Origin of the sequence: Salidesulfovibrio brasiliensis JCM 12178 (genome assembly GCF_001311825.1) — a bacterium.
In the GTDB taxonomy this organism is placed as follows: Bacteria; Desulfobacterota; Desulfovibrionia; order Desulfovibrionales; family Desulfovibrionaceae; genus Pseudodesulfovibrio; species Pseudodesulfovibrio brasiliensis.
Map to the genome: position 1 here is coordinate 1 of NZ_BBCB01000042.1, position 26,048 is coordinate 26,048.

Annotated in this window: 22 protein-coding genes; 11 read left to right on the plus strand and 11 right to left on the minus strand. The window is 60.2% G+C overall.

Features of this window, described 5'->3' with window-relative positions; all coding sequences use genetic code 11:
* Positions 1–121: 121 nt before the first annotated feature.
* On the minus strand, positions 122–1,651 hold the full coding sequence (locus JCM12178_RS10830; RefSeq protein WP_054651297.1) for a DEAD/DEAH box helicase: 1,530 nt from the start codon (positions 1,649–1,651) through the stop codon (positions 122–124).
* Positions 1,652–2,066: 415 nt separating this feature from the next.
* Between JCM12178_RS10830 and JCM12178_RS10835 the strand changes: the two genes are divergently transcribed.
* The 4 genes from JCM12178_RS10835 (at position 2,067) to JCM12178_RS10850 (ending at position 6,481) form a co-directional block, all read left to right on the plus strand.
* Positions 2,067–2,525 (plus strand): hypothetical protein, encoded by a 459-nt coding sequence (locus JCM12178_RS10835; RefSeq protein WP_054651299.1) that lies wholly within the window; start codon positions 2,067–2,069, stop codon positions 2,523–2,525.
* A gap of 267 nt (positions 2,526–2,792) precedes the next feature.
* Positions 2,793–3,539, plus strand: a complete 747-nt coding sequence (locus tag JCM12178_RS10840) for a substrate-binding periplasmic protein (RefSeq protein WP_054651301.1) — start codon at positions 2,793–2,795, stop codon at positions 3,537–3,539.
* Between the two features lie 365 nt (positions 3,540–3,904).
* Positions 3,905–4,648 (plus strand): substrate-binding periplasmic protein, encoded by a 744-nt coding sequence (locus tag JCM12178_RS10845; RefSeq protein ID WP_054651303.1) that lies wholly within the window; start codon positions 3,905–3,907, stop codon positions 4,646–4,648.
* Between the two features lie 315 nt (positions 4,649–4,963).
* On the plus strand, positions 4,964–6,481 hold the full coding sequence (locus tag JCM12178_RS10850; protein ID WP_054651305.1) for a methyl-accepting chemotaxis protein: 1,518 nt from the start codon (positions 4,964–4,966) through the stop codon (positions 6,479–6,481).
* Between the two features lie 128 nt (positions 6,482–6,609).
* Here JCM12178_RS10850 and JCM12178_RS10855 read toward each other — a convergent pair whose 3' ends face one another.
* Positions 6,610–8,580: an SIS domain-containing protein gene (locus tag JCM12178_RS10855; protein WP_245628729.1), complete on the minus strand. Its 1,971-nt coding sequence runs from the start codon at positions 8,578–8,580 to the stop codon at positions 6,610–6,612.
* Positions 8,531–9,430 (minus strand): class II glutamine amidotransferase domain-containing protein, encoded by a 900-nt coding sequence (locus JCM12178_RS19730; protein ID WP_245628730.1) that lies wholly within the window; start codon positions 9,428–9,430, stop codon positions 8,531–8,533. Before JCM12178_RS19730 ends, JCM12178_RS10855 begins: the two co-directional genes overlap by 50 nt.
* Positions 9,431–9,660: 230 nt before the next feature.
* Here JCM12178_RS19730 and JCM12178_RS10860 point away from each other — a divergent pair, with 230 nt between their 5' ends.
* The 3 genes from JCM12178_RS10860 (at position 9,661) to JCM12178_RS10870 (ending at position 14,840) form a co-directional block, all read left to right on the plus strand.
* The gene (locus JCM12178_RS10860; RefSeq protein ID WP_054651307.1) at positions 9,661–12,600 is read left to right on the plus strand and encodes an ATP-binding protein; all 2,940 of its coding nucleotides are present in this window, start codon (positions 9,661–9,663) and stop codon (positions 12,598–12,600) included.
* Positions 12,601–12,710: 110 nt separating this feature from the next.
* Positions 12,711–13,091, plus strand: a complete 381-nt coding sequence (locus JCM12178_RS10865) for a response regulator transcription factor (RefSeq protein WP_054651309.1) — start codon at positions 12,711–12,713, stop codon at positions 13,089–13,091.
* A gap of 15 nt (positions 13,092–13,106) precedes the next feature.
* Positions 13,107–14,840, plus strand: a complete 1,734-nt coding sequence (locus JCM12178_RS10870; RefSeq protein ID WP_054651311.1) for an HD domain-containing phosphohydrolase — start codon at positions 13,107–13,109, stop codon at positions 14,838–14,840.
* On the opposite strand, the gene JCM12178_RS10875 is transcribed toward JCM12178_RS10870, so the two are convergent.
* The 6 genes from JCM12178_RS10875 to JCM12178_RS10900 form a co-directional block, all read right to left on the minus strand.
* Positions 14,837–16,426 (minus strand): DUF885 family protein, encoded by a 1,590-nt coding sequence (locus JCM12178_RS10875; protein ID WP_054651313.1) that lies wholly within the window; start codon positions 16,424–16,426, stop codon positions 14,837–14,839. The genes JCM12178_RS10870 and JCM12178_RS10875 overlap by 4 nt on opposite strands.
* Positions 16,427–16,444: 18 nt before the next feature.
* Positions 16,445–17,404: a chemotaxis protein gene (locus tag JCM12178_RS10880; protein WP_054651315.1), complete on the minus strand. Its 960-nt coding sequence runs from the start codon at positions 17,402–17,404 to the stop codon at positions 16,445–16,447.
* A 98-nt stretch (positions 17,405–17,502) separates the two neighbouring features.
* Complete coding sequence (locus JCM12178_RS10885; protein WP_054651317.1) at positions 17,503–18,837, minus strand: sigma-54-dependent transcriptional regulator; 1,335 nt, start codon at positions 18,835–18,837, stop codon at positions 17,503–17,505.
* Complete coding sequence (locus JCM12178_RS21260) at positions 18,786–19,511, minus strand: sensor histidine kinase (RefSeq protein ID WP_250635940.1); 726 nt, start codon at positions 19,509–19,511, stop codon at positions 18,786–18,788. The genes JCM12178_RS10885 and JCM12178_RS21260 overlap by 52 nt, the downstream gene beginning before the upstream one ends.
* Positions 19,481–20,260 (minus strand): HAMP domain-containing protein, encoded by a 780-nt coding sequence (locus JCM12178_RS19740; RefSeq protein ID WP_054651321.1) that lies wholly within the window; start codon positions 20,258–20,260, stop codon positions 19,481–19,483. The genes JCM12178_RS21260 and JCM12178_RS19740 overlap by 31 nt, the downstream gene beginning before the upstream one ends.
* Before the next feature lie 116 nt (positions 20,261–20,376).
* Positions 20,377–20,649, minus strand: a complete 273-nt coding sequence (locus JCM12178_RS10900) for an acylphosphatase (RefSeq protein WP_054651324.1) — start codon at positions 20,647–20,649, stop codon at positions 20,377–20,379.
* A gap of 198 nt (positions 20,650–20,847) precedes the next feature.
* On the opposite strand from JCM12178_RS10900, the gene JCM12178_RS10905 reads away from it, so the two are divergent.
* The 4 genes from JCM12178_RS10905 to JCM12178_RS10920 all read left to right on the plus strand — a co-directional run bounded on the left by JCM12178_RS10905 (position 20,848) and on the right by JCM12178_RS10920 (position 24,748).
* Entirely contained in the window at positions 20,848–22,128 is a 1,281-nt protein-coding gene (locus JCM12178_RS10905; protein WP_157054877.1) for an alpha/beta fold hydrolase family protein, read from the plus strand.
* Positions 22,125–22,934, plus strand: coding sequence for an MlaA family lipoprotein (locus JCM12178_RS10910; protein WP_054651328.1), 810 nt, complete (start codon positions 22,125–22,127; stop codon positions 22,932–22,934). Before JCM12178_RS10905 ends, JCM12178_RS10910 begins: the two co-directional genes overlap by 4 nt.
* Before the next feature lie 74 nt (positions 22,935–23,008).
* A complete protein-coding gene (locus JCM12178_RS10915; RefSeq protein ID WP_054651330.1) occupies positions 23,009–23,440 on the plus strand; it encodes a hypothetical protein in 432 nt (143 codons plus the stop codon).
* 66 nt (positions 23,441–23,506) lie between these two features.
* The gene (locus tag JCM12178_RS10920) at positions 23,507–24,748 is read left to right on the plus strand and encodes a molybdopterin molybdotransferase MoeA (RefSeq protein ID WP_054651332.1); all 1,242 of its coding nucleotides are present in this window, start codon (positions 23,507–23,509) and stop codon (positions 24,746–24,748) included.
* Here JCM12178_RS10920 and JCM12178_RS10925 read toward each other — a convergent pair.
* Both JCM12178_RS10925 and JCM12178_RS10930 read right to left on the minus strand, forming a co-directional pair.
* A complete protein-coding gene (locus tag JCM12178_RS10925; protein WP_054651335.1) occupies positions 24,745–25,695 on the minus strand; it encodes an NADase-type glycan-binding domain-containing protein in 951 nt (316 codons plus the stop codon). The genes JCM12178_RS10920 and JCM12178_RS10925 overlap by 4 nt on opposite strands.
* Positions 25,696–25,812: 117 nt before the next feature.
* Positions 25,813–26,048, minus strand: a 236-nt coding sequence (locus JCM12178_RS10930) for an FAD-binding protein (protein WP_157054878.1), incomplete at its 5' end; no start/stop codon positions are given.

Below are 26,048 nucleotides of genomic sequence, written 5' to 3' on the forward strand. Positions count from 1 at the left end.
CACAACGAAACGGGTTCCGCTTCCCGCCCCTCCCGCCGGAAGGCGGGCAACTCTCCCCTTTCACTACATCAGCCACAAAAAAACCCTCCGCTGAGCGGAGGGTTGAATAATCAAAACCGGACTAATCATCCTTCGGCTTACGACGCCTCGGACGACGCTTCCGTTTCGGGTTCCCTGAAGGCTTGCCGGAAGGCTTACCGCCGCCGGAACCGCCGGAACCGCCTTTTTTCTCGCCTCCCTGAGGCTTGGGCTTGGCACCCTTCTCTTCGGGCAATTCGGGCGGCGAATGAAGCGAGCTCTGATAAAACTCGTCCATGAGCATCGCCATCAGAACGAGGGTGTCTTCCTCTTCACCGAACCGTTTGGCCATGTCGAGGAACCGGGAAATGCGCTCGCCGTGGAAATAGGTGAGATCACGGCGCTTCTTTTCCAGAAGGGCAACGACGCGCTCCTCGATGATCGCGGCAACGTCCTCATCTTCAGGGGCTTTGCGTTCGATGAGATTGAGCTTGAACTTAGCGGCGATGCGCTTGAGCTCGGCCTTCTGAACGAGGTCGACGAGGGTGATGACGGTGCCGGACGCTCCGGCGCGGCCGGTGCGGCCTGCGCGGTGAATGTAGGATTCCGGGTCTTCCGGCGGCTCGAACATGAAAACGTGCGAGAGTTCGGGGATGTCGATACCGCGTGCGGCCACGTCTGTGGCAACGAGGATTCGCAACTGGCCGCTGCGGATTCTGTTGAGCACGCTCTCACGCTTGTTCTGCGAGAGGTCGGCAGTGAGCGGCTCGGCATCGAAACCGAACTGCTTGATGACGGCGGCCACGAACTCGACGTTGCGCTTGGTGTTGCAGAACACTATGGCCGAGGTGGGATTCTCGGTCTCAATGAGCCGCAGCAGATAGCGCTCCTTGCCCATGGCTGGCACTTCGCAGAAAACATTTTCGATTTCCGCCACGTTGACCTGATCGCCGGAAAGGCTCAGGAAATCTGGTTTGTGAAGGAACTGGTCGGCCAGACGCAGCACCACGGGCGGATAGGTTGCCGAAAACATGAACGCGCCGAACAGGCGCTTGGGCAGGAAGGCCTGAATGCGCTTCATATCCGGATAGAAGCCGATGGAGAGCATCCGGTCGGCCTCGTCGAAAATGAGCACTTTGAGCTTGTCGAAATTGAGTGCGCCGTTCTTGAGGTGGTCGAGCACGCGGCCGGGGGTTCCGACAACGAGCTGGGCACCTTCGGAGAAGGCTTCGAGCTGGGACTTGTAGCCGACACCGCCGTAAACGGACACGACGTTGATGCCGCGGGCTCCGGCGAGCATTTCGGCCTCGCCCGCCACCTGCTTGGCGAGTTCGCGGGTGGGAACCAGTACGAGAGCCTGGCAGTCCTTGCTGTCAGCGTTCAGCTTGTCGAGAAGGGGCAGCACGAACGCGCCGGTCTTGCCGGAGCCGGTTCGTGCCTGCACCATGACGTCCCTGCCCTGCATGACGTAGGGAAGCGCCTTTTTCTGGACGGGCATGATGTCGTCCCATCCGGCGCGTCCGCAGGCTTCTTTCAGTTCTTCAGGCAGTTCGTCAAAGGAAATTTCGGGGAGTGTTTCCGGGCCGTTGTCTTGGTTTTCGCCCGTATCTGCGGTCTTCTTTTCTTCGGTCATGTGATGCTTTGTTCTCCTGTTCGGTGCGATCATATTCGCAATCCGTGGGTCATAGGACTACCCGAGTTAGCGGCTTTCGGCAAGGAATCAGGCGGAGCAGGCCTGATGGCGCCGAATTATGGCTGTGCACGAATTGCGTTTCATGCCGCGCGCAAGAAGCTCGGCCACCTGCCCATCAGGCTTTATTATCATGGCCCGCTTGGGCAATGGAAACCATGCTATCGTATACATGAAATGGATTTGAATACATGAGCACAATTAGAATAATTATTATCTCGTTTTTCAATTGCCTTGCACACATGAACCACGTATTATGCGTTAGTAGTTAGACAAGTCACTGAAAAAGAAAGACATCATGCACAATAAAACCTGCACCCAGAAACGCCTCTGCATGGGGTCCCGCACCGGAAGCGTCATGAGCAGAGCACTCATTTTTGTGCTCCTGCTGACCCTTGCCGTGGCGCTTGGATTGGGAGCGGGATATCTGCACAAGACATATAAACCCACAGTCACTGTATCGCTTAATGGGGCCATCAGTTTTGACGGCGTGGATACGGACATGCTTCGCCTGCAGAAGGACGAAATCCGTCAACTCAATCGCTCTTTCGTCAAGCACCGCAACACGTTCACCGGCATGTCCATTGTTGTGGACGGCAAGGGCATCATGGCCGAGATTCAGCCCAAAACAACTCTGGTCTGGACCATGACCCTCTCGACATACGCTGACAGCACCGTCAAGTCCTGGCCCCGCAAATGCCGCAGAAAGCATCTGGTGGACAGAATCACTGAAAACATGGATGTAGCCGCCAAGGAATACAAAAGCCTCAACTCTATACCGGACGTCCGCAAGAGCATCCGCCAGATTTATATCTGACCCCCCTCAGCCTTTTCTCATAACCGTTCAGGATCAATCTTCTTTCTCCCTTCCTCTCTTTTCAGCGAGGCCGGGGGTGTCTCTATTCGGACGACTTTCCGAAACAGAAATGTCATAAGGTTATAATTCCCGGAACCGGGAAAATCCCCCAGAGTGCTCTTAATGAAGAACCTGTCGCTACAGGTAACAACTGATAGCAGCAGCACACTGCATGGGCACTTTGCCCGCGCGCCACTAACCCAACATCCCACTTGGTCAGGAGGTCACATGCTCAGAATATTTGCAATCCTCTCACTCGTCGCCGTGTTGCTCGCCCCAGCCGCCGCGATGGCAAAAAACTTTGAAGTCCTCACCGGCGAATGGGCTCCCTACGTGTCCGAATCAATGGACGGCGGCGGTCCCACTGCTCTGGTTGTCTCGGAAGCGCTGAAAGCCGCCGGACACAGCGCGACGTTTAAGTACGTCCCGTGGGCACGAACCGAAGCGCTGACTCAGGACGGAACGGCTGTTGGCACCTTCCCGTGGTCCAACAACGAGAACTTCAAGAAGACGTGTTTTCAGTCCACACCGCTGGCCACCCAGAAAATGGTCTTCTTCTATCTCAAGGACAATCTGGGCGACTGGGATTTCACTGGCCTTGACCAACTCAAGAACATGAAGGTCGGCGGCTCCCGAGGATACACCTACGTCGAGATGTTCGAACAGGCAGGGATCAAGACCGATTTTGCGGCAGACGTGACCAAGTCCCTCAGGAAGCTTATTGCCGGGCGTCTGGACGTGGTGCCCGAGAGCAAGCTTGTCGGCTGGCAGACCATCAAGGCCAACTATCCGGGCGACGAAAGCAAGGTGGCAAACGCAAAGACCCCGCTGTTCGTCAAGAAACTCTATCTCCAGATCTCCAAAAAGCACCCTGATGGACAGGCGCTTTACGATGCCTTTGAAAAGGGTTTCCAAATGATCAAGGACAACGGCACGTATCAGCAGATTCTCGATAAATACGGTCTTTCAAAGTAAACTCTGACGCCCGGCTCCGCGGCAGGGGCCGGGCATTCACAAAATACATATCACCACCTTTATCAACGAGAACAATAGAAGAAACTGATTCTTTGAAACCAGAGCACCACTCAACCAATGGCAATATACTTAACTACGAGAAGCATATATAAGCAACTCCAGAACAAAACATAGAAAAATACAACTATGAATTCGCATTCATAAACTCTGATACAATATCAATACATTAGCACAAAACATATTCGCAAACGAATACATTACATCGATACCACCAGAGCCTTTTCGAACAATCATTATAATTGTCAAACGCGACGTTGGAATGCAACCTTGTAATCATCCTGAAAACCCCAAAAAGGAGTAAGGAAATGAAACGTCTGCTGCTTGGCTGCGCTATTGCGTTCCTTTTGTTCGCAACTCCGGTAAGTGCCGAAACAATCACCTTTGTGACCAATGAATGGGCACCCTATGCCTCTGAAAATGCAAAGGGAATGGGTTTTACCACAGCCATTGTCAAGGAGGCGTGCAAGCGGGCAGGGGTTGATGCGAAATTCAAGATCATGCCCTGGAAGCGTTGCCTGGCTACTGTAAAGAAGGGCCAGTATGACGCTGTTTATAACGCCTATTATAATGAAGAAAGGGCCAAGATTTACCACTACACTGATGACTACGCCACCAGCGACATCGTCATTGCCATCAAGAAAGGCAACTCCGTGAACTATGACGGCAGCGTCGAGAGTCTGCGGCCCTACACCATCGGCGTACTCAAGGGGTATGTGAACACGGCGGAGTTCGACAAGGCGGATTACATTAAGAAGGAAGAGGCGACCGACGAGCCGACCAGCCTTGAAAAGCTCATGGGCGGACGAGTGGACGCAGTTTCCATGGACAAATTCGTCGCCCTCGCCACCATGCAGAACGACCCCGACCTGAAGGCCAAGGCGGACATGCTGGAAATTCTGTCTCCGCCGCTGGGCACCAATAAGATTTATGCCATGTTCACCCGCAACAAGCCGGGCATCGAGCAGAAGGTGGAAGCCTTCAACAAGGGACTGGCCGAAATCAAGGCAGATGGCACCATCGAAAAGATAATGAAGGAATACGGTTTCTAAAGCAGGTGTTCGGGAACGCTTCGGTAAACGGAAGCGTTCCCGAACAGCTCAGTTCCCGCTTACCGGGACACAGGCGGGGATAGTGAGCCATACAGGACCACGGAACCGCTGGCGCAGGAGGTTTTCTCCTCCGCATTCTGCGGCAATACGATTTTTCTGGAGGAACTACGATCACCACGGGCAGAGACTGTGCACAGAGACAGCGCTCGTGAACACCGCAGTCAATTGAGGTCTTCAAATTATTAATGAGTCAATCTGGATAATGCTTAGACTACCCAAGTAGATGCCTAGAAAACCCGCAGGAAGAAGGACGCAATGACTGATAGAAAGCATGGCAAGCGCATCGGCATCCAATTCAAGATAAGCGCATCTCTGGCATTGGTTGTCACTATCGTATTGGGGGCATACGGCGTGTACGATTACTACACGGAAAAGAACACGCTATTGCAGGAAATCAATCAGAAAGCCGTCCGCATTGCCGACCGCACCGCAAAGAACATGGTCACTCCCATGTGGGACTTCGATCAGGATCTTGCGCAAAGCGGCCTTCTTTCCGAAATGACGGATCAGGAAGTATCCGGGATGCTTGTTGCGGAAAAAGACGGGAAAAGCGTTTTCTCCGCACTTGGCCGCGAACCCGGCGGTGAGGTCGTGCCGGTAGAAACGCTGAACACGGAAAACACGATTGTTGAGCAACGCGACGTCATGAGGGGGGATGAAAAACTCGGGCAGGTGACTGTCGCGCTGACATTGGGCATCCTCAACAAAAAAATGCAGCGCATGATCTGGGGCATTCTGATTCAGGTCATCAGCATGAACCTTGTCATCATCCTTCTGGTGTCGCTCATCGTCAACAAAACCATTGTTCGACCACTCCAGTCATTACAAGCCGTCTCATTAGAGATCGGATCCGGCGACCTGACATCGCCGGTCGAGTTTGAAAGCAACGACGAACTCGGCGAACTGGCACAGGCGTTCAGGGACATGCAGACCAACCTCAGCGAGATTGTCGCGGAGGTACAGGAAGCGGCCAACGCCGTGGCCGCAGGCAGCGAAGGTCTGTACGGCACGTCTGAGACTCTCGCACAGGGTGCGACTGAGCAGGCCGCGAACGTGGAAGAAGTGTCTTCCAGCATTGAGGAAATATCCTCCAACATCAGCCAGACCGCTGAAAGCGCCCAAAAGACCAAGGGGCTCGCCTCGCAGGCCTCGGAAGACGCCGAACAGGGCGGCAAGGCCGTGTCCCAGACCCTTGAAGCCATGAATGTCATCGCGGAAAAGATCGCCATTGTCGAGGACATCGCCCGCCAGACGAATCTTCTCGCGCTCAATGCGGCCATTGAGGCTGCCCGCGCCGGTGAACACGGCAAGGGTTTTGCCGTAGTGGCAGCGGAAGTCCGAAAGCTGGCCGAGCGAAGCGGACACGCGGCAGCCGAGATTAGCGAGCTCTCCGTATCAAGTGTCGACGTTGCCGAAAAGGCCGGAAAAATGCTCAGCAAGACCGTTCCGAACATTCAGGAAACCGCAGAACTGATCGGCGGCATCTCGACCGCCGCCAATGAGCAGAGCACCGGCATCTCGCAAATCAGCTCGGCCATCGGCCAGCTTGACACCATCGTCCAGCAGAACGCCGCAGGTGCAGAGGAAGTCGCATCGAACTCAAGAGAGCTTGCGGAAAACGCGCAGGCCATGCAGACGTCCATGGGCTTCTTTAAAATCACAAATCGCACAGGTGTTGCATCGAGCGCAGGGGAATCACGCCAGCGTTCCAAGCCTCAACCGCTTCCCTCCGGTGATGAGGAAATGCAGGACGACGACTTCGAGCGTTTCTAGAAAAGGCAGCCGATCAATCGCGGCAAAGCCGCCTACAGAACACAAACCGCCCCGCATTGCTCAGGCAATGCGGGGCGGCTTTTCTATGTCTTTGTACGTCGATTCTTGATCGTCCGGCTAAAGCGACCCTACTCCTTGGGCCGGGAGATACCAACAGTCACCGTCTTTGCTTGATGCCTGATGGTGTCGATGGGGCGGGTCATCTCTTCGATGGCCTTGTTCAGCGTGTTCAGGATGGTATCCAGACGGGCTTCCATGGCGGTGATACCGGTCGGCTGGGTGGCCAGCCAGAGCATGTAGTTGGCGAGGGCTGCGGCCACGCGTGCGGGCAGGGCCGAGTCGGTCATGCCCGAGGCGGTGCGGTCGAGTGCACCGTTCAGGCTGGTCAACAGGGCTTCGCGATCCCACGTGTCCGGGCTCTCGATCATTCCGGCCAGCGTCATGCGTGCCTCGCGGAACGGAGCGGCCTGCGCGTCGATAGCCTTGGCAGCGGCGATGCCCCACCAGTGGCCGACCACGGTGGCGAGCACGAAATCCAGTCCGCCCCCGACACGGGGCGTCTTGAGCGTGCGTTCGCACGCGCCGTCGAAACGGTCCTCGTCCTCGGCGCAGACCACAAGCGGTTTGCCGTTGTGCGCCTTGAAGATCGTCGCCTCCTTGACCGTATCGGAGACCACCATCTCGGGGAGGTCGTTGGCCATGACCACCGTGAGCGGCTCGGTGGAGAGGTCGATGTGCTTCTTGTCTTCGGTTACGTCACAGGGGATGGACTTGTAGCACAGCTCGGAGAGCTTGATGCGAACCTCTTCGGCGGCGATGCGGTTGGGACCGTTGCCCACCACTGCCCAGTAGCGATGCGCCGGGGCGTACTGCTCTGCGCAGTCGGTGATGGCGTCCTTGTTGGCCAGCACCGCATCGATCTTGTCCGGCAGGGACTCCAGCGCGCGGACCTCGGCGGCAATGTCCTCGGGACTCATGGAGCCGAGCTCGCTCGCCAGCCAGAGCGCCAGCAGCTTGCCTGCCGCGATCTGGGAATAGAACGCCTTGGTGGAGGCCACGGCCATTTCAACGTCGCGGCCGTTGGAGGTGTAGATATGCGAGTCGGCCTTGAGCACCAGCGGCGAGTTGCGGCGGTTCACGATGGCGTTGACCCATGCGCCGGATTCGCGGCAGAGATCCACCACGCGGTTGGTGTCGGTGGTGGTGCCGGACTGGGAGACGGGCACGAGCAGCACGTCGTCCATGTTCTCCCCGGCCATGAAGCCGATGAGTTCCGAGCCGACGTAGCTCTCCACCACGATACCGGTTCCGGCCAGAGCCCGGTGCAGCAGTTGGGACACGCCCATGGCGGCCACTGCGGCGGTGCCCTGCCCCACGCCGATGATCTTGCGGATGGGCCGGGAAGTGTCGCGCAGCCGCTCGATCAGCGCCGGACCGTTGCCGAAGCCTTCGGGCAAAAACTCGACCCTGTCGTCCTTGTGGATATACTTGCCCACCAAAGTGTTACGAACCGAGTCCGAAGCCTCGTGCACTTCCTTTTCAATGTAGAATTCATAATCCCCACGGAAGATGTCCCGGGAGAAAATCTGGATGACTTCCGGCACCAGCTGGATGCTCTCGCTGCCGTCAAGCGGCATGGCCACCGGCACGGCACCTTCGGGGTCGTCGGAACAGAGCATGACGCTCGCACCGGCCGCGCCGGACGCGGTCATGGGATAGGAGCTGCGGCAACGCGCTGCCAGGCCGTAGGCTTCGGAAGCCACGATCCAGCCGTCGAGGGTGCTGCCCACATAAAAACTCTGCCCGCTGCCCTTCTGGGCGAGAAACTGGCAGTCCGGATAGCCCATGTCCTGCATGACCACCGCAAGAGAACCTTCCGAGCGGTGCAGCACGTTGCGGAAGCGGGCTTCGGGATCAGCGCCCTCGGGAGCGTCGAGATGGAAAAGAACCGGAAGAATCTTGGCATCGGTGCTGATGTGGAGCGGGATGGTCGCGCCCTTGGCGAGCACGCTCTGCTCCACGAGGCTGCGGTAGTTGTCCACGTCGCCGTTAAGCACGAACATGGTTTTTTCCAGCCCGGTGGAGACGTCGCCTTCCACCAGCGTCCACGGGATGGCAGTTGGGCACGCTGATGATGCCGTTGGATGCCCAGCGGGTGTGGGCGATGATGTTCAGCCCGGTCAATCCGCCGCCCATCTTCCAGAGCAGGCTGTCCGTGCGGATGAAATCGCGGAGCGCGGAGCCGTTGTCCCCGAGCTGACCCACGAGCTGAGCCACCTTGTAGAGGAAGCGGCAGACCGTGCGGCCGTCATCGAGCTTGCGGATGATGACCTGACGGGTGTCTGCGTCGCAGATGTTCACGCGGTCGGAAAGCTCGGTGCGTTCCTCGGCGCTCAGGCCCTTTTCCGGGTCCACCCCGGCAGGCAGCAGAAGCGACACGGCGACCCCGGCGGAGTCGCGGCCGCGCACTTCGAGCTTGTCGATGCTTTCAAGCACCTGCTCCGTGCCCCACGCCAGATAATGGCAGGCCAGACGGGAGGCGTCTCCGGCGATGTCGGCGGGCATGATGGCCCGGACCCGGTCAAGGTTGGCGAGCACTTCCTCGTTTACCTGCCAGAGGTAGTCTTCAAGCTTTTCGAGAAGCGCTTCCAGCTCGTCGGTCCGGACGCCTTCCTTAAGATGCAGGGAGGCCCGATTGCGAAGAGTACGCAGGTCGTCGCGCAGCGACTCCACCCTTGCGAGCGCATCGGGATTCGAGACAAGCTCCATGTGGAGCGAAAAGGACATCAGGTCCGAAAAACGTCCGGCCAGCGCTTCAAGCGGGGCCTCGGCTTCGGCCAGTTCGCCCTTTGCCGCCGTGCGCATGGCCTCGGCAATGTCGTTAAGCCAGGAATTATCTATTTCTTCACGCCACCGGTTGTTGCTGAGAAAACTGGCGATTCCGCACATGGTCGGTATATCTCCTTATAATGGAAAGGGCGCCGTCCGGGCCGCCCGTTGTATCGACGCTCCTGAATTACGTTACCTGCGCCGCCAATGCAAGACCCGGCTTGCTTCAAGCCGCAGCCAGCCCCACCCATTCCCCGAAAATGTCCACCGAAGATTTGCAACGAAAGATGCTGGATTTTCGTCGGTGGTTCAGATACTCCGGGTGCACCCATTGGGAACGGGTGTATAGCATGCTTAAGACAATTCGCAGCAAATGGAACGGACTGAACGTCTCCATGAAGCTGGGGCTCGCCCTCGGCTGCATGGTCGTACTGCTTGGTTTCATGGCATTTTCCGGCCTCGGAATGCTGAACACCATCCGGGAGCGCACCAATCAGATCGTGGGCGAGGGACTTCTCGCGCAGCGGCTCGCACTCCAGATCGGCAACAACATCCAGCACGCCCGACAGGCCGAGAAGGACTATTTCCTTCATCTCTCCACCGACGGCGCGGAAGAATCCGCCCGCCGCTACGGTTCGCGCGTGCTCGATCGCATGGCAGAGGCGGCAGCAGCCACCAGCCGCCTCAACGAGCTCATAGCCCGCAAGGCCAGCGGCAAATGGACTGCCAAGGCCATCACCGACAACAATCGCATCTCCGAACTCATTGCCAACTATACCACACACTTCCGAGAAGCCGTGGATCTGGTCGAAAAGCTGCATCTCGGGGAAGACGCGCTTCAAGCGCGCCAGCTCAGCACGCTTCGGGACCTCAACCGCATCGCGGCGACAAACGCCCCTGCGGAAATCCGAAGCGACATCCGCCGCCTCGAGGACAGCTTTGAAGAGTACCATGCCGCACACAAGACCTCGGCCATGAACCGTACTCTTGCCATCGGTCAACTCCTCGAGAAGAAAATCGCGGACATGCCCGCCCAGCAAGCCCTGACGAATTCACTGAACTCCTTCGTCGGTGTGCTTGAACAGGTGGAACTGACCGTGACATCACTCAAAAAGACCGTTCACACCATGGACATGACCGCGGCAGCCATGGAGTCCCTCGTCAACGGCCTCGCCGGGCTGACCACGCAGGACGCCACCGGCGTGCAGGAGCGAATCCTCTCGCACCTGACGCTCATGCGCTCGCAGTTCTGGCTGTCCTTCGGACTGGCGCTCATTCTGGCCTTCGGCCTGTGGCGACTTATTTCCAACGCGCTGGTGGTCAATATCCGGCGGCTCACCCTTGCTGCCGACCGTTTCCGAAAAGGCGCGTACAACACCCGCGCCACCTGCAGCACTAATGACGAAATCGGCCGCCTGACCGAGAGCTTCAACAGCATGGCCGGACGCATCGAAGAGCTCGTCCGCGAGCTTGAGGGACAGGCCACCCTTGCGAGCGACCGGCTGTTCGAAGCCATCGAGAGCATGTCCGAAGGGTTTGCACTCTACGACAGGGACGACCGGCTGGTGCTCTGCAACTCCAAGTACAGGGAAATAGACCGCAACACCTCGGAAAACATCCAGTACGGGGTCACTTTCGAGGACGCCTTCACCCCCAACCTGCTGGACGGAGTGTATGCGGGTGTTGTGGATGTCGAGGAGTGGCGCAGGGAACGCATCCGCCGCCATCGGGACCCGTCCGGTCCCTTTGAGCAGGAACTCGCCGACGGCAGGACGCTGCTCATCAACGAGGTGCGCACCCCGGCGGGCGAGACCGTAAGCCTCGTGGCCGACATTACCGAACAGCGCAAGGCCCGCGATGAACTGGCCGTTCTCAACGCCGGGCTGGAAGACACCATTCGGGACCGCACCCAGAACCTCGTTCGCAAAGCCCGCGAACTGCGGCTGGCGAACCGGCGACTGTTGGAGCTGGACGAGCTCAAGTCCAACTTCCTGTCTTCGGTTTCACATGAACTGCGCACGCCGCTGACCTCCCTGCTCGGCTTCACCAAACTCATCCGAAAAGACTTCATCCGCACCTTCAAGCCAGTGCAGGAGGTCGACCCCAAAACGGCCAAGGTCAGCAAGCGGATTCTCTCCAACCTCGACATCATCAGCACCGAGGGCGACCGCCTCACCCGGCTCATCAACGACGTGCTCGACCTCGGCCGCATCGAGTCCGGACGCATGAGCTGGCGCGACGAGTTGCTGGAGATCAAGCCGCTCATCCGGCGCGCGCTGGATTCTGTTTCCGGCCAGTTCCTCACCAAAAGCGGCGTTACGCTGGCTGAGCCGATCTGCGAGGACGACCTTCCCCAGATCAAGGCCGACCCGGACCGCATTCTTCAGGTACTCATCAACCTGCTGAACAACGCGGCCAAGTTCACGGAGCGTGGCGAAGTCTCGGTGGAAGCGACCAAGGACGGGCGCGGGTACCTGCGTCTGCGCATCCGCGATACGGGCGTGGGCATCCAGCGCGACCAGCTGGACAAGATTTTCGAGCAGTTCCATCAGGCCTGTCAGGGCGACACCCTGCGCTGCGCCCCCGGCGGGTCCGGCCTCGGGCTAACCATCTCGCGCCAGATCGTCGAACACTACGGCGGCCGCATCGTGGCCGAGTCGCGTCCGGGCCGGGGAACCGTCATGACCGTGGTACTGCCGCCCGCTGACTACGACCCCGAGGCCAAGGAGGCCGAAGCCAAAGGCAGAACCATCCTCGTCGTGGACGACGACCCGGTGATGCGTGAATACATCACCGGCCTGCTGGATGACGAAGGGTATCAGGTGTTCTCCGCCGGGGACGGACACGAGGCCCTGGAAACCGCCGAGGACATCCGGCCCGACCTCGTGACCATGGACCTGCTCATGCCCGGCATGGACGGCGGCACCGCCATCAAGCACCTGCGCACACTGCCCGAACTCTCCCGAACGCCCATCCTCGTGGTCAGCGTCAATCAGGGCGTTGCCGGGGCCGACGCAGCCATGAGCAAACCCCTTCGCCCGAAAGTCTTCATCGAAGCGGTCCGCTGTCTTGTCTCGAAACGCCCTCCCGAGATTCCCCTTATCGCGGTTGATCTTGAGAAGAACACCGTGCCCTGCACCGCCGAAACCCGCCACGTCAGCCTCGAAGACCTCCCCCACATCCTCGGCGACGACTTCAGCGGCCTGCTCGTCATGCGCGAAGAGACGGCCCGCCGATTCGACATCGCCACCCTTAAGGACCGCCAGGCAGGCGTGCTTGTCATTCCCTGAGTGACGGAAATGCAACACACTTAACCCATTAGACGACTTGCCGTTCCCTCCGTCTTGCTTTACAGTTTTTAGACATCAAGGATGAATACGGGAGCACCAAGGAGCACTCAATGGGCAAGAAGATTCTGATCGTGGATGACGAGGTGCACATCAAAATGCTGCTTGAGCAAACGCTTGAGGAGCTTGAGGATGAGCACGGCGTGGAATTGTTCACCGCTTCGGACGGTGAAGAGGGCCTCGACCTCATCCGTAGCGAGAAGCCGGATCTGGTTTTTCTCGATATCATGATGCCCCGCATGAACGGCTACGAAGTCTGTCGCACGGTCAAGGAAGACAAGGAACTCGAGAATGTCCAGATTGTCCTGCTCACCGCAAAGGGACAGGAAGTCGACCGCAAGCAGGGGCTCGAGCTGGGCGCGGTGCGATACATGACCAAGCCTTTCGACCCCGACGAGATCCTCAGCGTCTCGAGGGAAATGCTGAATTTCTAGCCAGATGGCGGCTGCATGACCCAAGTAGGAAAATTCCTGCGATCCACGACAGTCAGGACACTCCTGAAAAAGGCTCTTGCCACACTCGGGCCGGGGTGCGCCATGGCTGTGGTCCGCGACGGCAAGACCGTCATCTGCGAGCCGCAGGAAAGCGCCGCTGATTTCGACACCAGAAAGCCTGACGCCGAGGTCGGTCTGGACACGGCGGAAAACATCTCCCTGAAAGTTCTCTGCAGCACTTCCATCGAGGCGGCCTGCTCCTGCGCGGAACTGGCGGCCTACTCCATCGACCAGCTCCACGCCATGGAAACCGCACGCCGATCCATCGCGGACGAGGCGCTCAATAAATACCGCGAGCTTGCACTGCTGCACCGCTCGGTTCCCCGGTTCAACACCTCCCTGCGCCTGCATGACGTTGTGGGAGCGCTGTTGAACGAGTGCAGCCGGGAGAGCCACCCCGGCGAAATGGGCGTCATCTACCTCAACGCCACCAAGAGCACGACGCCGGTGCCCTCGCGTTCGTTCGGTTTTCGCGACAAGCAGATGCTGCACACCCTTTGCCACTCGCAAATATTCAACGACGTCATGGAGCGTGGCCGGGCGGAAATCGTCAACGACGTCCAAAAGGACCCGCGCTGGGACGATTCCATCACCGAAATACGGGCCCTGCTCGCCATCCCGCTCATTTCCCCCAACCGCGTGGAAGGGCTGCTCCTCCTCGCGTCCCGCAAGCCGGGTATTTTTCAGGCCGCACACCAGAAGCACCTGACCACAATGGCTTCGGTGGCGGGCATTTCGCTCAGCAACGCCGTGCACTTTGAAGAAACGCGCATCCTCATGGACGCCATCCTTCAGGCGTTGGCCGAGGCGATCGACTCCCGAGACCCGTTCACTGCCGGTCACTCCCGACGGGTAGCCCAGCTCGCGGCTGCCTTTGCAAACACCATCTCGCAAAATACCGACACCTTCCCCGAGGTCCAGTTCTCCGAAAACGAGATTCGTGAAATCTACTACGCGGGCATCCTGCACGATATAGGCAAGATCGGCATTCGCGAGGAGGTGCTGACCAAGGACTCCCGCCTGCCGCAGAAAACCTTGGAAATCATCCGGGCCCGCATGGAACTCATCGACTCGCCCGACCTCGACAAGGACGCGGTCTTCGCCCAGCTCAACGACCTGAACAAGGCCATGACCCCGAGCGACGACGACCTCCTGCTCGTGGACAAGCTCGGTGGCATTTTCTGCTCGGCCAACGGTCGCGACCTGCCGCTGATCTATGAAGACGAGGCAGCGTGCCTCTCCCTCAGCTACGGCAACCTCACTGCCGAGGAACGCGACGAAATTCAACGCCACCCTGCGGAATCCGAACGCATCCTCCAACATATCCCGGTGAGCAACGAATTTACCGACCTGCTGACCATCATCCGCCAGCACCATGAGCGCATGGACGGCTCAGGCTACCCTGACGGGCTGCCCGGTGATGACCTGCTGCTGCAAAGCCGCCTCATGGCTATTGTGGATATATATGATGCCGTGACACAGGAGCGGCACTACAAGCCCGCGCTCTCCAGCGAGGAAGCAGTCAAGATTCTGATGGCCGAAGCCAACTCCGGCAAACTGGACAGGCGCATGGCGGTCTTTTTCGCCGAGAACCTCAATACAATAGAACGCATGGCCGACAGCTTCCGCGGCGGCCGTTCCTTCCTCTACGAAGCGGCCACGCAACTGGCCCTTCACCGCCAGAACTAGAACGCTTTCGTACGCAGGGCCGATTCGGCCAGATCAAACGGGGATTCGCCACATTCCAGAATGGTGCGGCAGAAGAAGACGAGATCGCCTCCGGCATATCTGCCGTAGAGCTTTTCGAGCTCGTATCGGCCAAGCACCGAGGCGATACGCTCGCCCGGCTCAAGCATGATGCTCCGCAGCACTCTGAGCGCCTCGTCGCGACCATACCCTGCTTCCTCAAGCATCTCGACGCACTTATCCTGCTCCATCCCTCCGGCGTGAAGTCCGGTCTCGATCATCGCACTGGCTGCGCGGCGAAGCAGACGGCGGTGCAGAAGCAGCCGCTCGTAAGGTGACTCCATCACGCCAAGGCGCTCGGGAATGGTTTCCGCAAAGGCTCGCCATCCCCATGCCGCGAGCGGATTTCGTACCTGCCCGAGGACCGGATCGTCGAGCGAAAGCTTGACCGTCTCCAGAAGATGGCTGCCGGGGTAGCCAAGCCCTGCGGCCACGTGACGGTATTCAGTTGCGGCGCGAAGCCGCTTGGTCCTGTCCCCGTGCTCGGGGTCAAAGGCAGAAGGGTGCACAAACAGCGTCGCAGGGTCGCCGGACAGGGTGCCCGGCGGTTCGTAAAACGCGGTCAGATTCAGGGAGAGCGCGTAGGGCGGCGGCGTGCGCACGGCGAGCCCTCGGTCACGCAACATGCCGGGAAACGCGGTTCCCGAGAGGATGCCACGCAGACTCTCCACGCTGTTGCCAAAGGCCTCGCGCGGGTCCTGCTGCACCTCGGGCTGATGCTCGGCCAGCACCGTCCGCCAGTTGCGGCCGGAAAAAGACTCTGCGGCGATGGACTCAAGCGCTTCAAGGCTCTCACGCCACTGGTTTTTTGCAATGGCGTGGATGTCCTCAACAGAGGTGTCGGTCCCAAGGCCGTAACGCAGCACGTCTTCCAGAGGTGGCCCCTGTGCGGCGGTGGCCACAGGACGCGAAGTAATGAAACGGTCGAAATCTCGCAATGCGTCGAGGCACTTCTCAAGCAGCCCCCGCAGCTTTGCGTCCGAGGCGAACGGTTGTTCTGCTGCGAGTTGATTGACGTACCGTGCGCAGTCGCGGGTCATGCCTTGCGCCGTGCCTTTTGCCACCCCGGTAACTGCCTCGATGTGTTCCGAAACGGAGCCCAGCAGCCCCGGAACGGCCTTTAGGCGTTTGGCAAGGCGGGCGTTGAGCTTGCGGGGAGAGTCGCACGGCTTTTCCAGCGCATGCCGAATGCCATCGAATGCGGTCCGGAGGTACAGGTCCGGGGAGCGTTTCCACGGCTCGTTGGCGGTCAGCTCCAGCAAAAGGCTGTCGGCATTGAGCGCCAGCGCCCGTGCACGAGCCTTGTCCCACCCTTCCGAGCTTGTCGCCATGCCGCGAAAGTCGTCACGGAAGCGTTGCAGCTTTTCCGTGATCTTCCGAAGCGATTTGGAGGAAAAGTCTTCGAGCAGGTCGAACCGCGCCGTCGCCTCACGCGCGGCCGGGAGATAACGCAGGCCGCCCGTGGCGCAAAGGACCGGAAAGGACTTGGAGAGGAAGGCGTAGTATTTTGATACCGTTCTGTTCTTCATCCCCACTCCCCGGAACGCCTAAAGAGGAAGCAGCTTCTTGACGCTCTTGACGAGATCGCCCAGCTCCGCCTTGGAGACCTGCGCGTCCGCGCCGACCGCCTCGCCCTTGTGCTGGAGCGTCTCGGACACGATGGACGAACAGAGGACCACGGGCAGTTCCCGGAGCACAGGATCGTCCTTGACCCGCTTGGTCAGGTTGTGGCCGTCCATGATCGGCATTTCCACGTCGCTGACCAGCGCGTCCACGAAGTCCGTCATGGGGCGCCCTTCTGCGGACGCTTGATCCCGCAGCCGCTTGAGCACTTCCCACGCCTGTTCGCCGTTATCCACGGTGGTGACTTCAAAACCTGCGTTGATGAGGATGCGCGAGATCATCTTTCTGGCCATGTTGGAGTCATCCGCCAGCAGCAGCTTGTAATGTTGCTCCTTGACCTCCTGCACATCCAACAGCTCCGGTTCCTTGAGGAAGTCAGCATCCGGGTTCAGGTCCGCGCAAATCTTCTCCATGTCGAGAATGAAGACGATGCGCTTGTCCAGCTTGACCACGCCGGTGATGGAATTGGCCGTGAGCGAGGAGACGTAGTTGGTGGGGGCCTCCACCTCGCGCCAGTTGATGCGGTGGATTCGGGTAACGCCGGAGACGAGAAATGCGCTGCGAACGCGGTTGAACTCGGTGACGATGACCTTTGGCTCTGCCGACTGCACGCGCTTCTTCTTGAGCCACGCGGCCAGATCGATGAGCGGGATTATCTGGTTTCTCAGATTGAAGGCACCCAGAACCGAGGGGTCTGAAATCTCAGGCATCTCCGTGAGTTCGGGCAGCCGGATGATCTCGAGGACCTTGGCTACGTTGATGCCGTAAAACAGCCGCACGGGCTCTCGCCCCTCGACCTTCGGTTCCTCGTCGAGGAAAAACTCCACGACCTCAAGTTCGTTGGTTCCGGACTCCAGAAGAATATCATTCCGGCTGCTGCTCATTCAGGCTCCTTATCTCGAAAGCGCGTTCCATGGACCTTTTGCGGGGAGTGCTATTCATACACCATCCACGCACGAATCCGCAAGCGCATGATAACCGGTCATTTGGGGTCGGCAATCTCGTACTTGTTGATCTTGTAATGTATGGCCCGGCGGCTGATGCCGAGCAGGTCGGCGGCGCGTTTTTTCACCCAGCCGCTCTCCTCCAGCGCCCGCATGATGGTGCGCTTTTCGTTCTCCTCAAGTGAAAGGGAACGCGGCTCCTCTGGCATGGAGCCGTTTACCGGAGTCAAATCCAGATGTTCGGGGAGCAGGGTTTCGCCTTCGCAGAAGACAAGCGCGCCCTCGATGGCGTGCATCAGCTCCCGGACGTTGCCCGGCCACGGATGGGCTCGCATCTTGTCATAGGTTTTCGACGAAATGGTGACAAGCGGGCGACCGTGTTTGTGACAAAACATCTGCACGAACCGCTCTGCCAACTCCTGAAGGTCCTCCCCGCGTTGCCTGAGCGGAGGAATCTCCAGCAGCACCACACGCAGACGGAAATAGAGATCCTGCCGAAAACTCCCGTCGTGAACCATGTCCCAGATGTCCGCGTTGGTGGCCGCCACTACACGGCAGTCGACGGTTCGTTCCTTTGTATCACCCACACGGCGCAGCGTGCGTTCCTGAAGAAAACGCAGCAGGCGCGTCTGCATCTCTGGAGAAATATTGCCGATTTCATCGAGAAATAGCGTTCCTGCGTCAGCGGCCTCCATGAGACCGGGCTTATCCTTCACCGCATTGGTGAATGCGCCCTTGACGTGGCCGAAGAGTTCGCTTTCCAGAAGCGAGGGCTGCGTGGAGCCGCAGTCCACCGGAACGAACGGCCCCTTGGCCCGGTCACTGCCGTCATGCAGAAGCCGCGCGATGCGCTCCTTGCCGGTGCCGGATTCGCCAAGCAGCAACACGCTGACATCGGCCTGCGCGGCACGCTCCACCTTGGTGATGAACTCCTTCATGGCCGGGCTTTTCACGCCCCAGAAGCCGTCCAGCGGCAATTCCGGCGGTGCGGGCGGGTCTGCAGGGCGTCTGTCGAGCACCTTCTTTACCCGCTCCAACAATTCGTTGCCGTCAAACGGCTTGGTCATGTAGTCGGCCGCTCCGTTCTTGAGCGTCTCCACGGCGTCCGGAACGTTGCCGTAAGCGGTGAGCAGGATGACCGGGACATGCGGCCAGCCCCGGGCCACTTCCCCCAAAAGTCCCTTACCGCCCATGCCCGGCATCTTGACGTCCGAGACGATGAGGTCCACGTTCACGTCCGCAAGGATTTCGAGCGCGGCCTCGGCGCAGTCGGCCGTGAGCACGTCGTATCCGGCGCTCATGAGCCGGGCCTCCAGCACGGTCAGGATGTTGTCGTCGTCATCCACGGCCAGTATGCGATGGGTTTCTTCCATGCCTCAGTCCTTTTCATTGAGCGCGGGCGGCAGCACGAAGGAGAAGCGGGACCCTGCGCCGACCTCGCTCTCCAGCCGCAGCGTGGCCCCGTGGGCCTCCACGATCCTGCGACAGATGGCGAGCCCCAGCCCGGCGCGTCCTTTTCCTCCCGGACGCTCCCGGCCCGGTAGTATTTGTCGAATACGAGCTGCTGCTCCGCCTCGGCAATGCCGGGCCCGTCATCAGACACGGAAAACTCGGCCCCGCCGTTGGACGGCTGCACGGCAAGCACCACGCGCGCGCCCTTGGGGCTGAACTTGACAGCATTGCCCCCAAGGTTGAGTAGCACCTGCCGGATGCGCTCTGCATCGGCCCTGACCGGCCGGGCCGGTTCATTGATCTCCACATCCAGCGTTATGCCCGCATGCTCGGCTGCCGGCAAAAGGCTGTCGGCCACCTCACGGACCAACTGCCCCGCATCTGCGGCTTCCGGAGAGACGTCGAGCTGACCGGACTCCAGCCGGGAGACGGTCATCAGCCGCTCCAGAAGGTCGGTGAGCCGAACCGCCTCGCCCATGGACAGGGACAGAAACTGACGCTGCTTCTCGTTCACCTCGCCGAAGACTCCCTGCTCGAGCAAGGACATGGACTCCCGGATGCTGGTCAGCGGGGTGCGAATCTCGTGACTAAGCATGGACACGAACTCCGCGCGCATGTGCTCCTCGGCCCTGAGCCGAGTGCCCATTCGGTTGAAGCTTCGCCCAGTTCGCCGAACTCGTCGCGGGAGGCCACACGAACAGGGGTCTGCAAGCCGCCGGTACGGACCTCGCGGATACCCCGGCGCAGTTCGCTCAGAGAGCGGTTCAGCCGCCACGCCCAGAGCAGGCTGCCGCCGATGCCGAGGGCAAGACACGCCATCAACCCCCAAAAACCAGCAAGCACGGCCATGCGGCCGGATTCTTCCAGTTCCCGCAGATGGGCCTGCATTTCCAGCCTGTTCTCTTCAAGGGTGCGGCGCAGGATGCCCTGCCACTCGCGGATGGTGGGGTTGCCCTCCAGCGCGGCGTCGGCCGGAGCCTCGGGGTCTATGGAGATGGAAAACTCCTCGGAGAGCGGGGCCCACGGCCCGGCCATTTCAGGATGCTTTTCCAACACCGCGTTGAGGATATCGCCGAAGGTGTTGATGTCCTCCACGATGAACCGGGTGGCGTCATCGGCACCCAGCAGGGAATAGCGCCGGATGTTCTCCTGAACGCTCTCCAGCCGTTCGCTCATGCGTCGCGCGGCTACACCGATCTCGTGGTTGCGGCTGACCAGCTCCTCGGCAAGCTCCGCGTTTCTGGACACGCGCACGATGAGCCAGCCCGAGGTGGCGCAAAAGACCACCACCAGCAGGAGTGTCCAGACAAGAAGCTTCGTGGAAATGCCGTAGCGTCGGGCCATGCAGGTTCACCGAATGTCCTTTCAGTTTTTCCAATGCTATAGCCGCCCATGGGCTGCAATGCAACGGGCCGCCGGAGACGAATCCCCGGCGGCCCGTTCCGGTGGACCGCAGTGCGCTATCCGCGCATTTCGAAACTGTCGAAGCTCTTGTCGTGAGTAATGGCGTTGCAGGTAATTTTCTCAACCTCGGGGAGCGGAGCCTTGGTTTTGAGCAGCTCGCGGAAGGTGGCGATCTTTTCCGCTTCGCCCTGAATCAGGATTTCCGCCTCACGGTCGCGCACGTTGCGCACCCAGCCGGTCAGCCCGAGCCGTTCGGCCTCGGTCTGGACCCATCCCTGGAAATTGCCGCCGTGCACCTTGCCTTTCACGATACAACGATAACTCTTCATACTATAACCTCCGAATGACTGTGTGATTCTCCAAACAGTACCGCATTCAGCGCTTTCGGGAAAGTGTTTCGGCAACATTTTTCACCTCTTCCGCCAGAATCCCGGTCACGCGCGGCTAAACAATACATGCTGCACAGCCGATCATTCAAGCATCTACAACGTTTTACTTTTGCCTCACGCCAACGTATGAACTCAATAATGAACGGCACACTGAAAACCAAAGCTCCCACCTCACTCCTGCTCGCCCTGCTGGCGTGCCTGTGGGCAGCAACGGCATTTGGTGAACCGTTCCCCATACAGGACCCCTATCAGGCCACGGTATTCGGCACGCCGCCACAAAAGGTCCTTCACTTCAAGGCTCCGGCAAAAACCGAGGAACAGTCCATCGTCATCGACGGCCGCACGGTACCGGACATATTCTGGTACGACGAAGAACTCCGCTACACCACGGCCATGCAGCCCGGTCAGGCGCCGCTGCTGTTTATCATCGCTGGCACCGGCGGTGAGCACAACTCGCCGAAAATGCGTTTTCTCACGCAGCTTTTCCACCAGTCCGGCTACCACGTGGTGTCGCTTTCCTCGCCCACGCACATGAACTTCGTGGTCAGCGCCTCGCAGTACGCCGCACCGGGCTACGTGCCCTATGACGTGGAAGACCTGTACCGGACAATGCTCTGGATCAAGACCGACCTTGCCAAGGAACACGCCATCAGCGGGTTCAGTGTCACGGGCTACAGCCTTGGCGCAATGCATTCGGCCTTTCTCGCCCGGCTGGACGACCTGCGCGGCGACTTCTCCTTTGACAGGGTGCTGCTCATCAACCCGCCGGTCGACCTGCACCGCTCCGCGCTGCGCTTTGACGCATGGCTGGGGCCGAAAAACCTCGGCGACAAAAAACCACGGCAGGTCATAGACGAGCTCATCAAGGCCTTCTCGGAAATATACAAGCACTCACAAATCACCGACTTCGACGACAACTTCCTCTACGCGCTCTACAAGCACGAAAGCATCTCGGACATGAACCTCCGGGCCATCATCGCCGCAGACTTCCGGTTGACGTCCACCAACATGATCTTCAGCTCCGACGTCTGCATCAAGGCCGGATACATCGTCCCGGCCGACAAGACCCTGACCTCTGGCGACCCGCTGCTGCCGTATGCCCGCGCCGCAGCCGCCGTAAGCTTCGAGGCGTACGTTGACGAATACCTGCTGCCGTACATCCAGTACCTCGAACCCGGCACGCGCAAGGCGGACCTCATACACAGGTGCAGCCTGCACAGCATCCGCGACTATCTTTCCGTCTCCGACAAAATCGTCCTCATCGGCAATGAGGACGACGTGATCCTCGGTCCCGACGAAGTGGACTTCCTGCGCCAGACCTTTGGGGCGCGGGCGCATCTGTATCCGCACGGCGGACACTGCGGCAACCTGACGTTCAAGCCGTTCGCGCGCCACATGCAGGAGCTGATGAAGCCATGACGTACCGCATTACGCTTCTGCTCTGCCTGTGCCTGACGCTCGGGGCCTGCGCCACCATCAGCAAAAAGGACCCGTCACTGACGCTTGCGCCCACCGGGTTCAAGGCCCCGGTTTCAAGGGTTCCCGCCATCCCCGGCGAGACCAACGGCACCGGCGCGCCCGAAGCGGACCTCGGCTTTCTCGACGTGGACGACCCATGGCAGCCGTTCAACCGCAGCATGTACGAGTTCAACGCCCGCTTTGACCGGGCGGTCTACCTGCCCGCGGTCAAGGGCTACGAGACCGTGGTTCCCTATCCCGCCCGCAAAGGCGCTTCCAACGTCATCGACAACCTGAACGAAGTCCCGGCCATTCTGAACTGCTCCCTGCAGGGACGCGGCAAGCCCGCGCTCAGGTCCTTCATCCGGCTCGCCCTGAACTCCACTTTCGGGTTCCTCGGGCTGCTGGACGTAGCCTCGGGCTGGGGCATCCGGCGCGTGGAGACCGGCGTGGGCGACACTCTCGGCGTGTGGGGCATGGAGCAGGGGCCGTATCTGGTGCTGCCGTTCCTCGGCCCCTCCAATCTGCGCGACGCTGCTGGCGAGGCGGGCGACTTCGCCCTGCTCTGGCTGGAGATGAAATACGTCTACGACCTGCTGGACGTCCGTAACCGCAGGACCACGGCCTACGCCGAGTTCGCGGTGCGCGCCCTGACCCTGCGGGCCAACATCCCCTTCCGCTACCACCAGACCGGCTCGCCCTTCGAGTACGAGCTGATCCGTTTCCTTTACACAAAGAAGCGCGAACTGGACGTGGACAAGGAATGACCGTCCGGCGCGGCTTGACTCCGCCCCCGCCCGAGGGCATGAATGCGGAGCTTTAAACACGATACGGAGATACCATGTCTGACCAAAAAAACGACACCCGTTCCTACGAGGACACCATAGCATCCGACATCTTTCATGCCCTTGAAGCCGCCCGCGAGGAAGGACAGGACGTGGACGCCGGTTTCGACCACTCCCCCATGGGCGTGGGCGGGGCCGAAATCTACTACATGTTCTATTCCAAGAAAGCGCTCAACGAGACCGGCATGCCCACCGCGCTCAAGAAGAAACTGGGCGCGTACAACGTGCTCGCCTCCATCATGATCGGCAACAAGCCCGCCGGGGTTTTCCCGGTCTGCTCCCTGCCCGTCAAGTTCTCGGAGATCACCAGCGAGGCGCAGGTTCGCAAAGGCATCCAGAAAAAGGCTGTCATGCAGTTCAAGGACATGTTCGCCGAGATTGTGCGCCAAAACATGCAGTTCCAGCCCGGCACCGAACCCAAGCAGTAACAGTGCGACACCTCGGGCAAATACGGTCTGCTTGCGGCCGTATCGTCCGCAGGGCACGGTGAACGCATGAGCCACGGATTCTTCAACATGATCAGCCGCAGGGAGTTCGAAGCCCTGCTGCTCGGTTTCCCCGTCCTCGGCGGTGAAACCGTTGCGCTAAACGAGGCCACAGGCCGCGTACTCGCCGACGCCCTCATCGCCGCACATGACTGGCCGCTCACGGACCGCTCCTGCATGGACGGTTTTGCCGTGGACGCCCGCGACGCCTTCGGTGCGTCGGAGTCCAACCCCGCCTACCTTGAATGCGTGGCCGAGCTTTCCGTTGAGGAAGAGCCGGACGTGACGCTCATGCCCGGCGAGTGCGCCCGCATCTCGACCGGCGGCAGCCTGCCCGAAGGCACGGACGCCGTGGTCATGGTGGAACACACCAACGAGATGGAAGGCGGCACCGTGGAAATCCACAAGGCCGCCGCGCCCGGCCTGAACGTCATGCGGCGCGGCGAGGACGTTCGCGCCGGAGCACCCGCACTTGAGGCGGGCACGCTCATCCGGCCGCAGGAGATCGGCATGGCCGCCGCCATGGGTTTTGAAACGGTTCGTGTCGGACTGCGGCCCAAGGTCGGCATCATCTCCACCGGGGACGAGCTGATCCCCGTAAACGAGACACCGCGCCCCGGAAAGGTGCGCGACGTCAACACCCACGCGCTGGCCGCCATGGCCGAGGCGCGCGGCGCGACCTGCACCCGCTACGGCATCGTGCGCGACGATCTCGAATCCCTGAAAAACGCCCTTGAACGCTCGGTGACGGAAAACGACGTGACCCTGCTCTCGGGCGGCAGTTCCGTAGGCGTCCGCGACTTCACGGTGGGAGCCATCGAGGCCCTGCCCGACTCGACGCTGCTGGCCCACGGCGTGGCAATCAGCCCGGGCAAGCCCGCCATTCTCGGGCGTGTGGGGGAAAAGGCCGTTGTCGGCCTGCCGGGACAGGTGGCCTCCGCACAGGTGGTCATGACCGTGCTGATCCAGCCGTTCCTGCGCCACCTTCAGGGCGACCCCGACCCGTTCGACCGCACCACATGGCCGGGCCTGCATGCGGTCATGGCCCGAAACGTGGCTTCCAAGCAGGGGCGCGAGGACTATGTGCGGGTAAAAATCGAGGAGCGCGACGGAGAACCGCCGCTGGCGCATCCGGTGCTCGGCAAGTCCGGGCTGTTACGCACCATGCTGCGCGCCGAGGGGCTGGCCGTCATTCCGGCCGAGGCAGAAGGGGTCTACGAAGGCGCGCCCATGCGCATCCTCACCCTCTAGCTTTCAGGCGTTTCGATCCGCTTGTTGAAATCGAATTCCTTTCTGGGCTTCTCGCCCACGATCTTCCAGCCATCGCCCGTACGGTGCAGCTCGAAGTCGCTGTCCACCGGCACAGGCACCGTCTTGTTGTCGGCGGTGACGACCATCTCGCCCTTGGCGTAAACCGTGGCGTCCGGCTCGACATAATCCACCTTCTCGAACGTGATGTCGGAGACGTCCACCTGCGCGGAACGAAGCAGGTCGAACGTGCCGAGCTGCTTCTGGTATTCCTGAAACAGGTAGAAATTCATGCGCTCCTTCTCGCGGATGACCTTGGGGTAAAGCAGCAGCGCGTCCTCGTCCAGACGGGTGTTCAGGATGAGGAAGCTGCGGATGACGGGTGCGGTCTCCTCCAACAGCAGACGGGCGCGCTCGGCTTCCTTTTCGGCCCTGATCTCGGCCTCGGTGGGCGGAATGTTCGCAAGGTAGAGCTTGATCTCGGAGACCGCCACGCCCCTGTGCTCATACTGCTTGCCCTTGGGCGTGACCTCGTCGATGAACACCTCGAATTCCGGCACCGGCTCGCCGCTGTCGCATTCCACAATCTGCTCGCCGCCGATGTCGTCCAGCTCGAACGCAATCTCGCGACCGTCAGGATAAACCACCCGCCCCTTCACGATCCTGTTGCGGACCCCGAAGGTGCCGGTCCCCTGCGCGCCGTTGAAGATGCCGAGGCGCACCACCCGCACGGGCAGGCCGAAACGCACGGTCACGGACTCGCCCGCACCATCGCCAAGGGAAACCCAAGCGGTTGCCGGGTCGTTGTCCATCAGATGCCCCGGCACGTGCTCGGCCAGAATATCCGGCTTGAAGCTGGAAACGATGACCCTCGCCTCAAAGGCATGGGCCAGTGCGGAAATGACAAGCGTCATCAGAAGCGCAAGAAAGAGCGGGCGGAGATGTTTCATGCCGGATTACCTACTCGGGATTGCATAGAGATGTAAAGCGACGTTCATGAGGCATTGGGCCGCACGCCACCGAGTTCAGCTTACCAAGAAAAAGGCCCGCTCGTGGCGGGCCTTCAATTAGTCGGTCATGTTGCTTACGGCCTTGAAGGCGGTGCTTATGGCCACCCCTGCGCCGCATTTCATGCGCATCCAGTCGGCCCCGGCAAGGACCGAACCGGCCGCGTACAGCCTTGCGTCAAGCGGTTTGCCGTTCTCGCCCAGCGGACGAAGGGTTTCGTCATAGCGAACCCCGGCCCGGTGCACAGCGTGGCCGCGCTGATCGAAGTAGTCGAGGCGGTGCCAGCCGGAGCGGG

Coding starts and splice junctions, on each gene's coding strand:
- JCM12178_RS10905 (WP_157054877.1), top strand. CDS start 20,848: ATGAACGGCACACTGAAAACCAAAGCTCCCACCTCACTCCTGCTCGCC.
- JCM12178_RS10835 (WP_054651299.1), top strand. CDS start 2,067: ATGAGCAGAGCACTCATTTTTGTGCTCCTGCTGACCCTTGCCGTGGCG.
- JCM12178_RS10920 (WP_054651332.1), top strand. CDS start 23,507: ATGAGCCACGGATTCTTCAACATGATCAGCCGCAGGGAGTTCGAAGCC.
- JCM12178_RS10885 (WP_054651317.1), bottom strand. CDS start 18,837: ATGGAAGAAACCCATCGCATACTGGCCGTGGATGACGACGACAACATC.
- JCM12178_RS21260 (WP_250635940.1), bottom strand. CDS start 19,511: ATGCTTAGTCACGAGATTCGCACCCCGCTGACCAGCATCCGGGAGTCC.
- JCM12178_RS19740 (WP_054651321.1), bottom strand. CDS start 20,260: ATGGCCCGACGCTACGGCATTTCCACGAAGCTTCTTGTCTGGACACTC.
- JCM12178_RS10845 (WP_054651303.1), top strand. CDS start 3,905: ATGAAACGTCTGCTGCTTGGCTGCGCTATTGCGTTCCTTTTGTTCGCA.
- JCM12178_RS19730 (WP_245628730.1), bottom strand. CDS start 9,430: ATGTGCGGAATCGCCAGTTTTCTCAGCAACAACCGGTGGCGTGAAGAA.
- JCM12178_RS10870 (WP_054651311.1), top strand. CDS start 13,107: ATGACCCAAGTAGGAAAATTCCTGCGATCCACGACAGTCAGGACACTC.
- JCM12178_RS10850 (WP_054651305.1), top strand. CDS start 4,964: ATGACTGATAGAAAGCATGGCAAGCGCATCGGCATCCAATTCAAGATA.
- JCM12178_RS10865 (WP_054651309.1), top strand. CDS start 12,711: ATGGGCAAGAAGATTCTGATCGTGGATGACGAGGTGCACATCAAAATG.
- JCM12178_RS10830 (WP_054651297.1), bottom strand. CDS start 1,651: ATGACCGAAGAAAAGAAGACCGCAGATACGGGCGAAAACCAAGACAAC.
- JCM12178_RS10875 (WP_054651313.1), bottom strand. CDS start 16,426: ATGAAGAACAGAACGGTATCAAAATACTACGCCTTCCTCTCCAAGTCC.
- JCM12178_RS10915 (WP_054651330.1), top strand. CDS start 23,009: ATGTCTGACCAAAAAAACGACACCCGTTCCTACGAGGACACCATAGCA.
- JCM12178_RS10910 (WP_054651328.1), top strand. CDS start 22,125: ATGACGTACCGCATTACGCTTCTGCTCTGCCTGTGCCTGACGCTCGGG.
- JCM12178_RS10880 (WP_054651315.1), bottom strand. CDS start 17,404: ATGAGCAGCAGCCGGAATGATATTCTTCTGGAGTCCGGAACCAACGAA.
- JCM12178_RS10840 (WP_054651301.1), top strand. CDS start 2,793: ATGCTCAGAATATTTGCAATCCTCTCACTCGTCGCCGTGTTGCTCGCC.
- JCM12178_RS10900 (WP_054651324.1), bottom strand. CDS start 20,649: ATGAAGAGTTATCGTTGTATCGTGAAAGGCAAGGTGCACGGCGGCAAT.
- JCM12178_RS10860 (WP_054651307.1), top strand. CDS start 9,661: ATGCTTAAGACAATTCGCAGCAAATGGAACGGACTGAACGTCTCCATG.
- JCM12178_RS10925 (WP_054651335.1), bottom strand. CDS start 25,695: ATGAAACATCTCCGCCCGCTCTTTCTTGCGCTTCTGATGACGCTTGTC.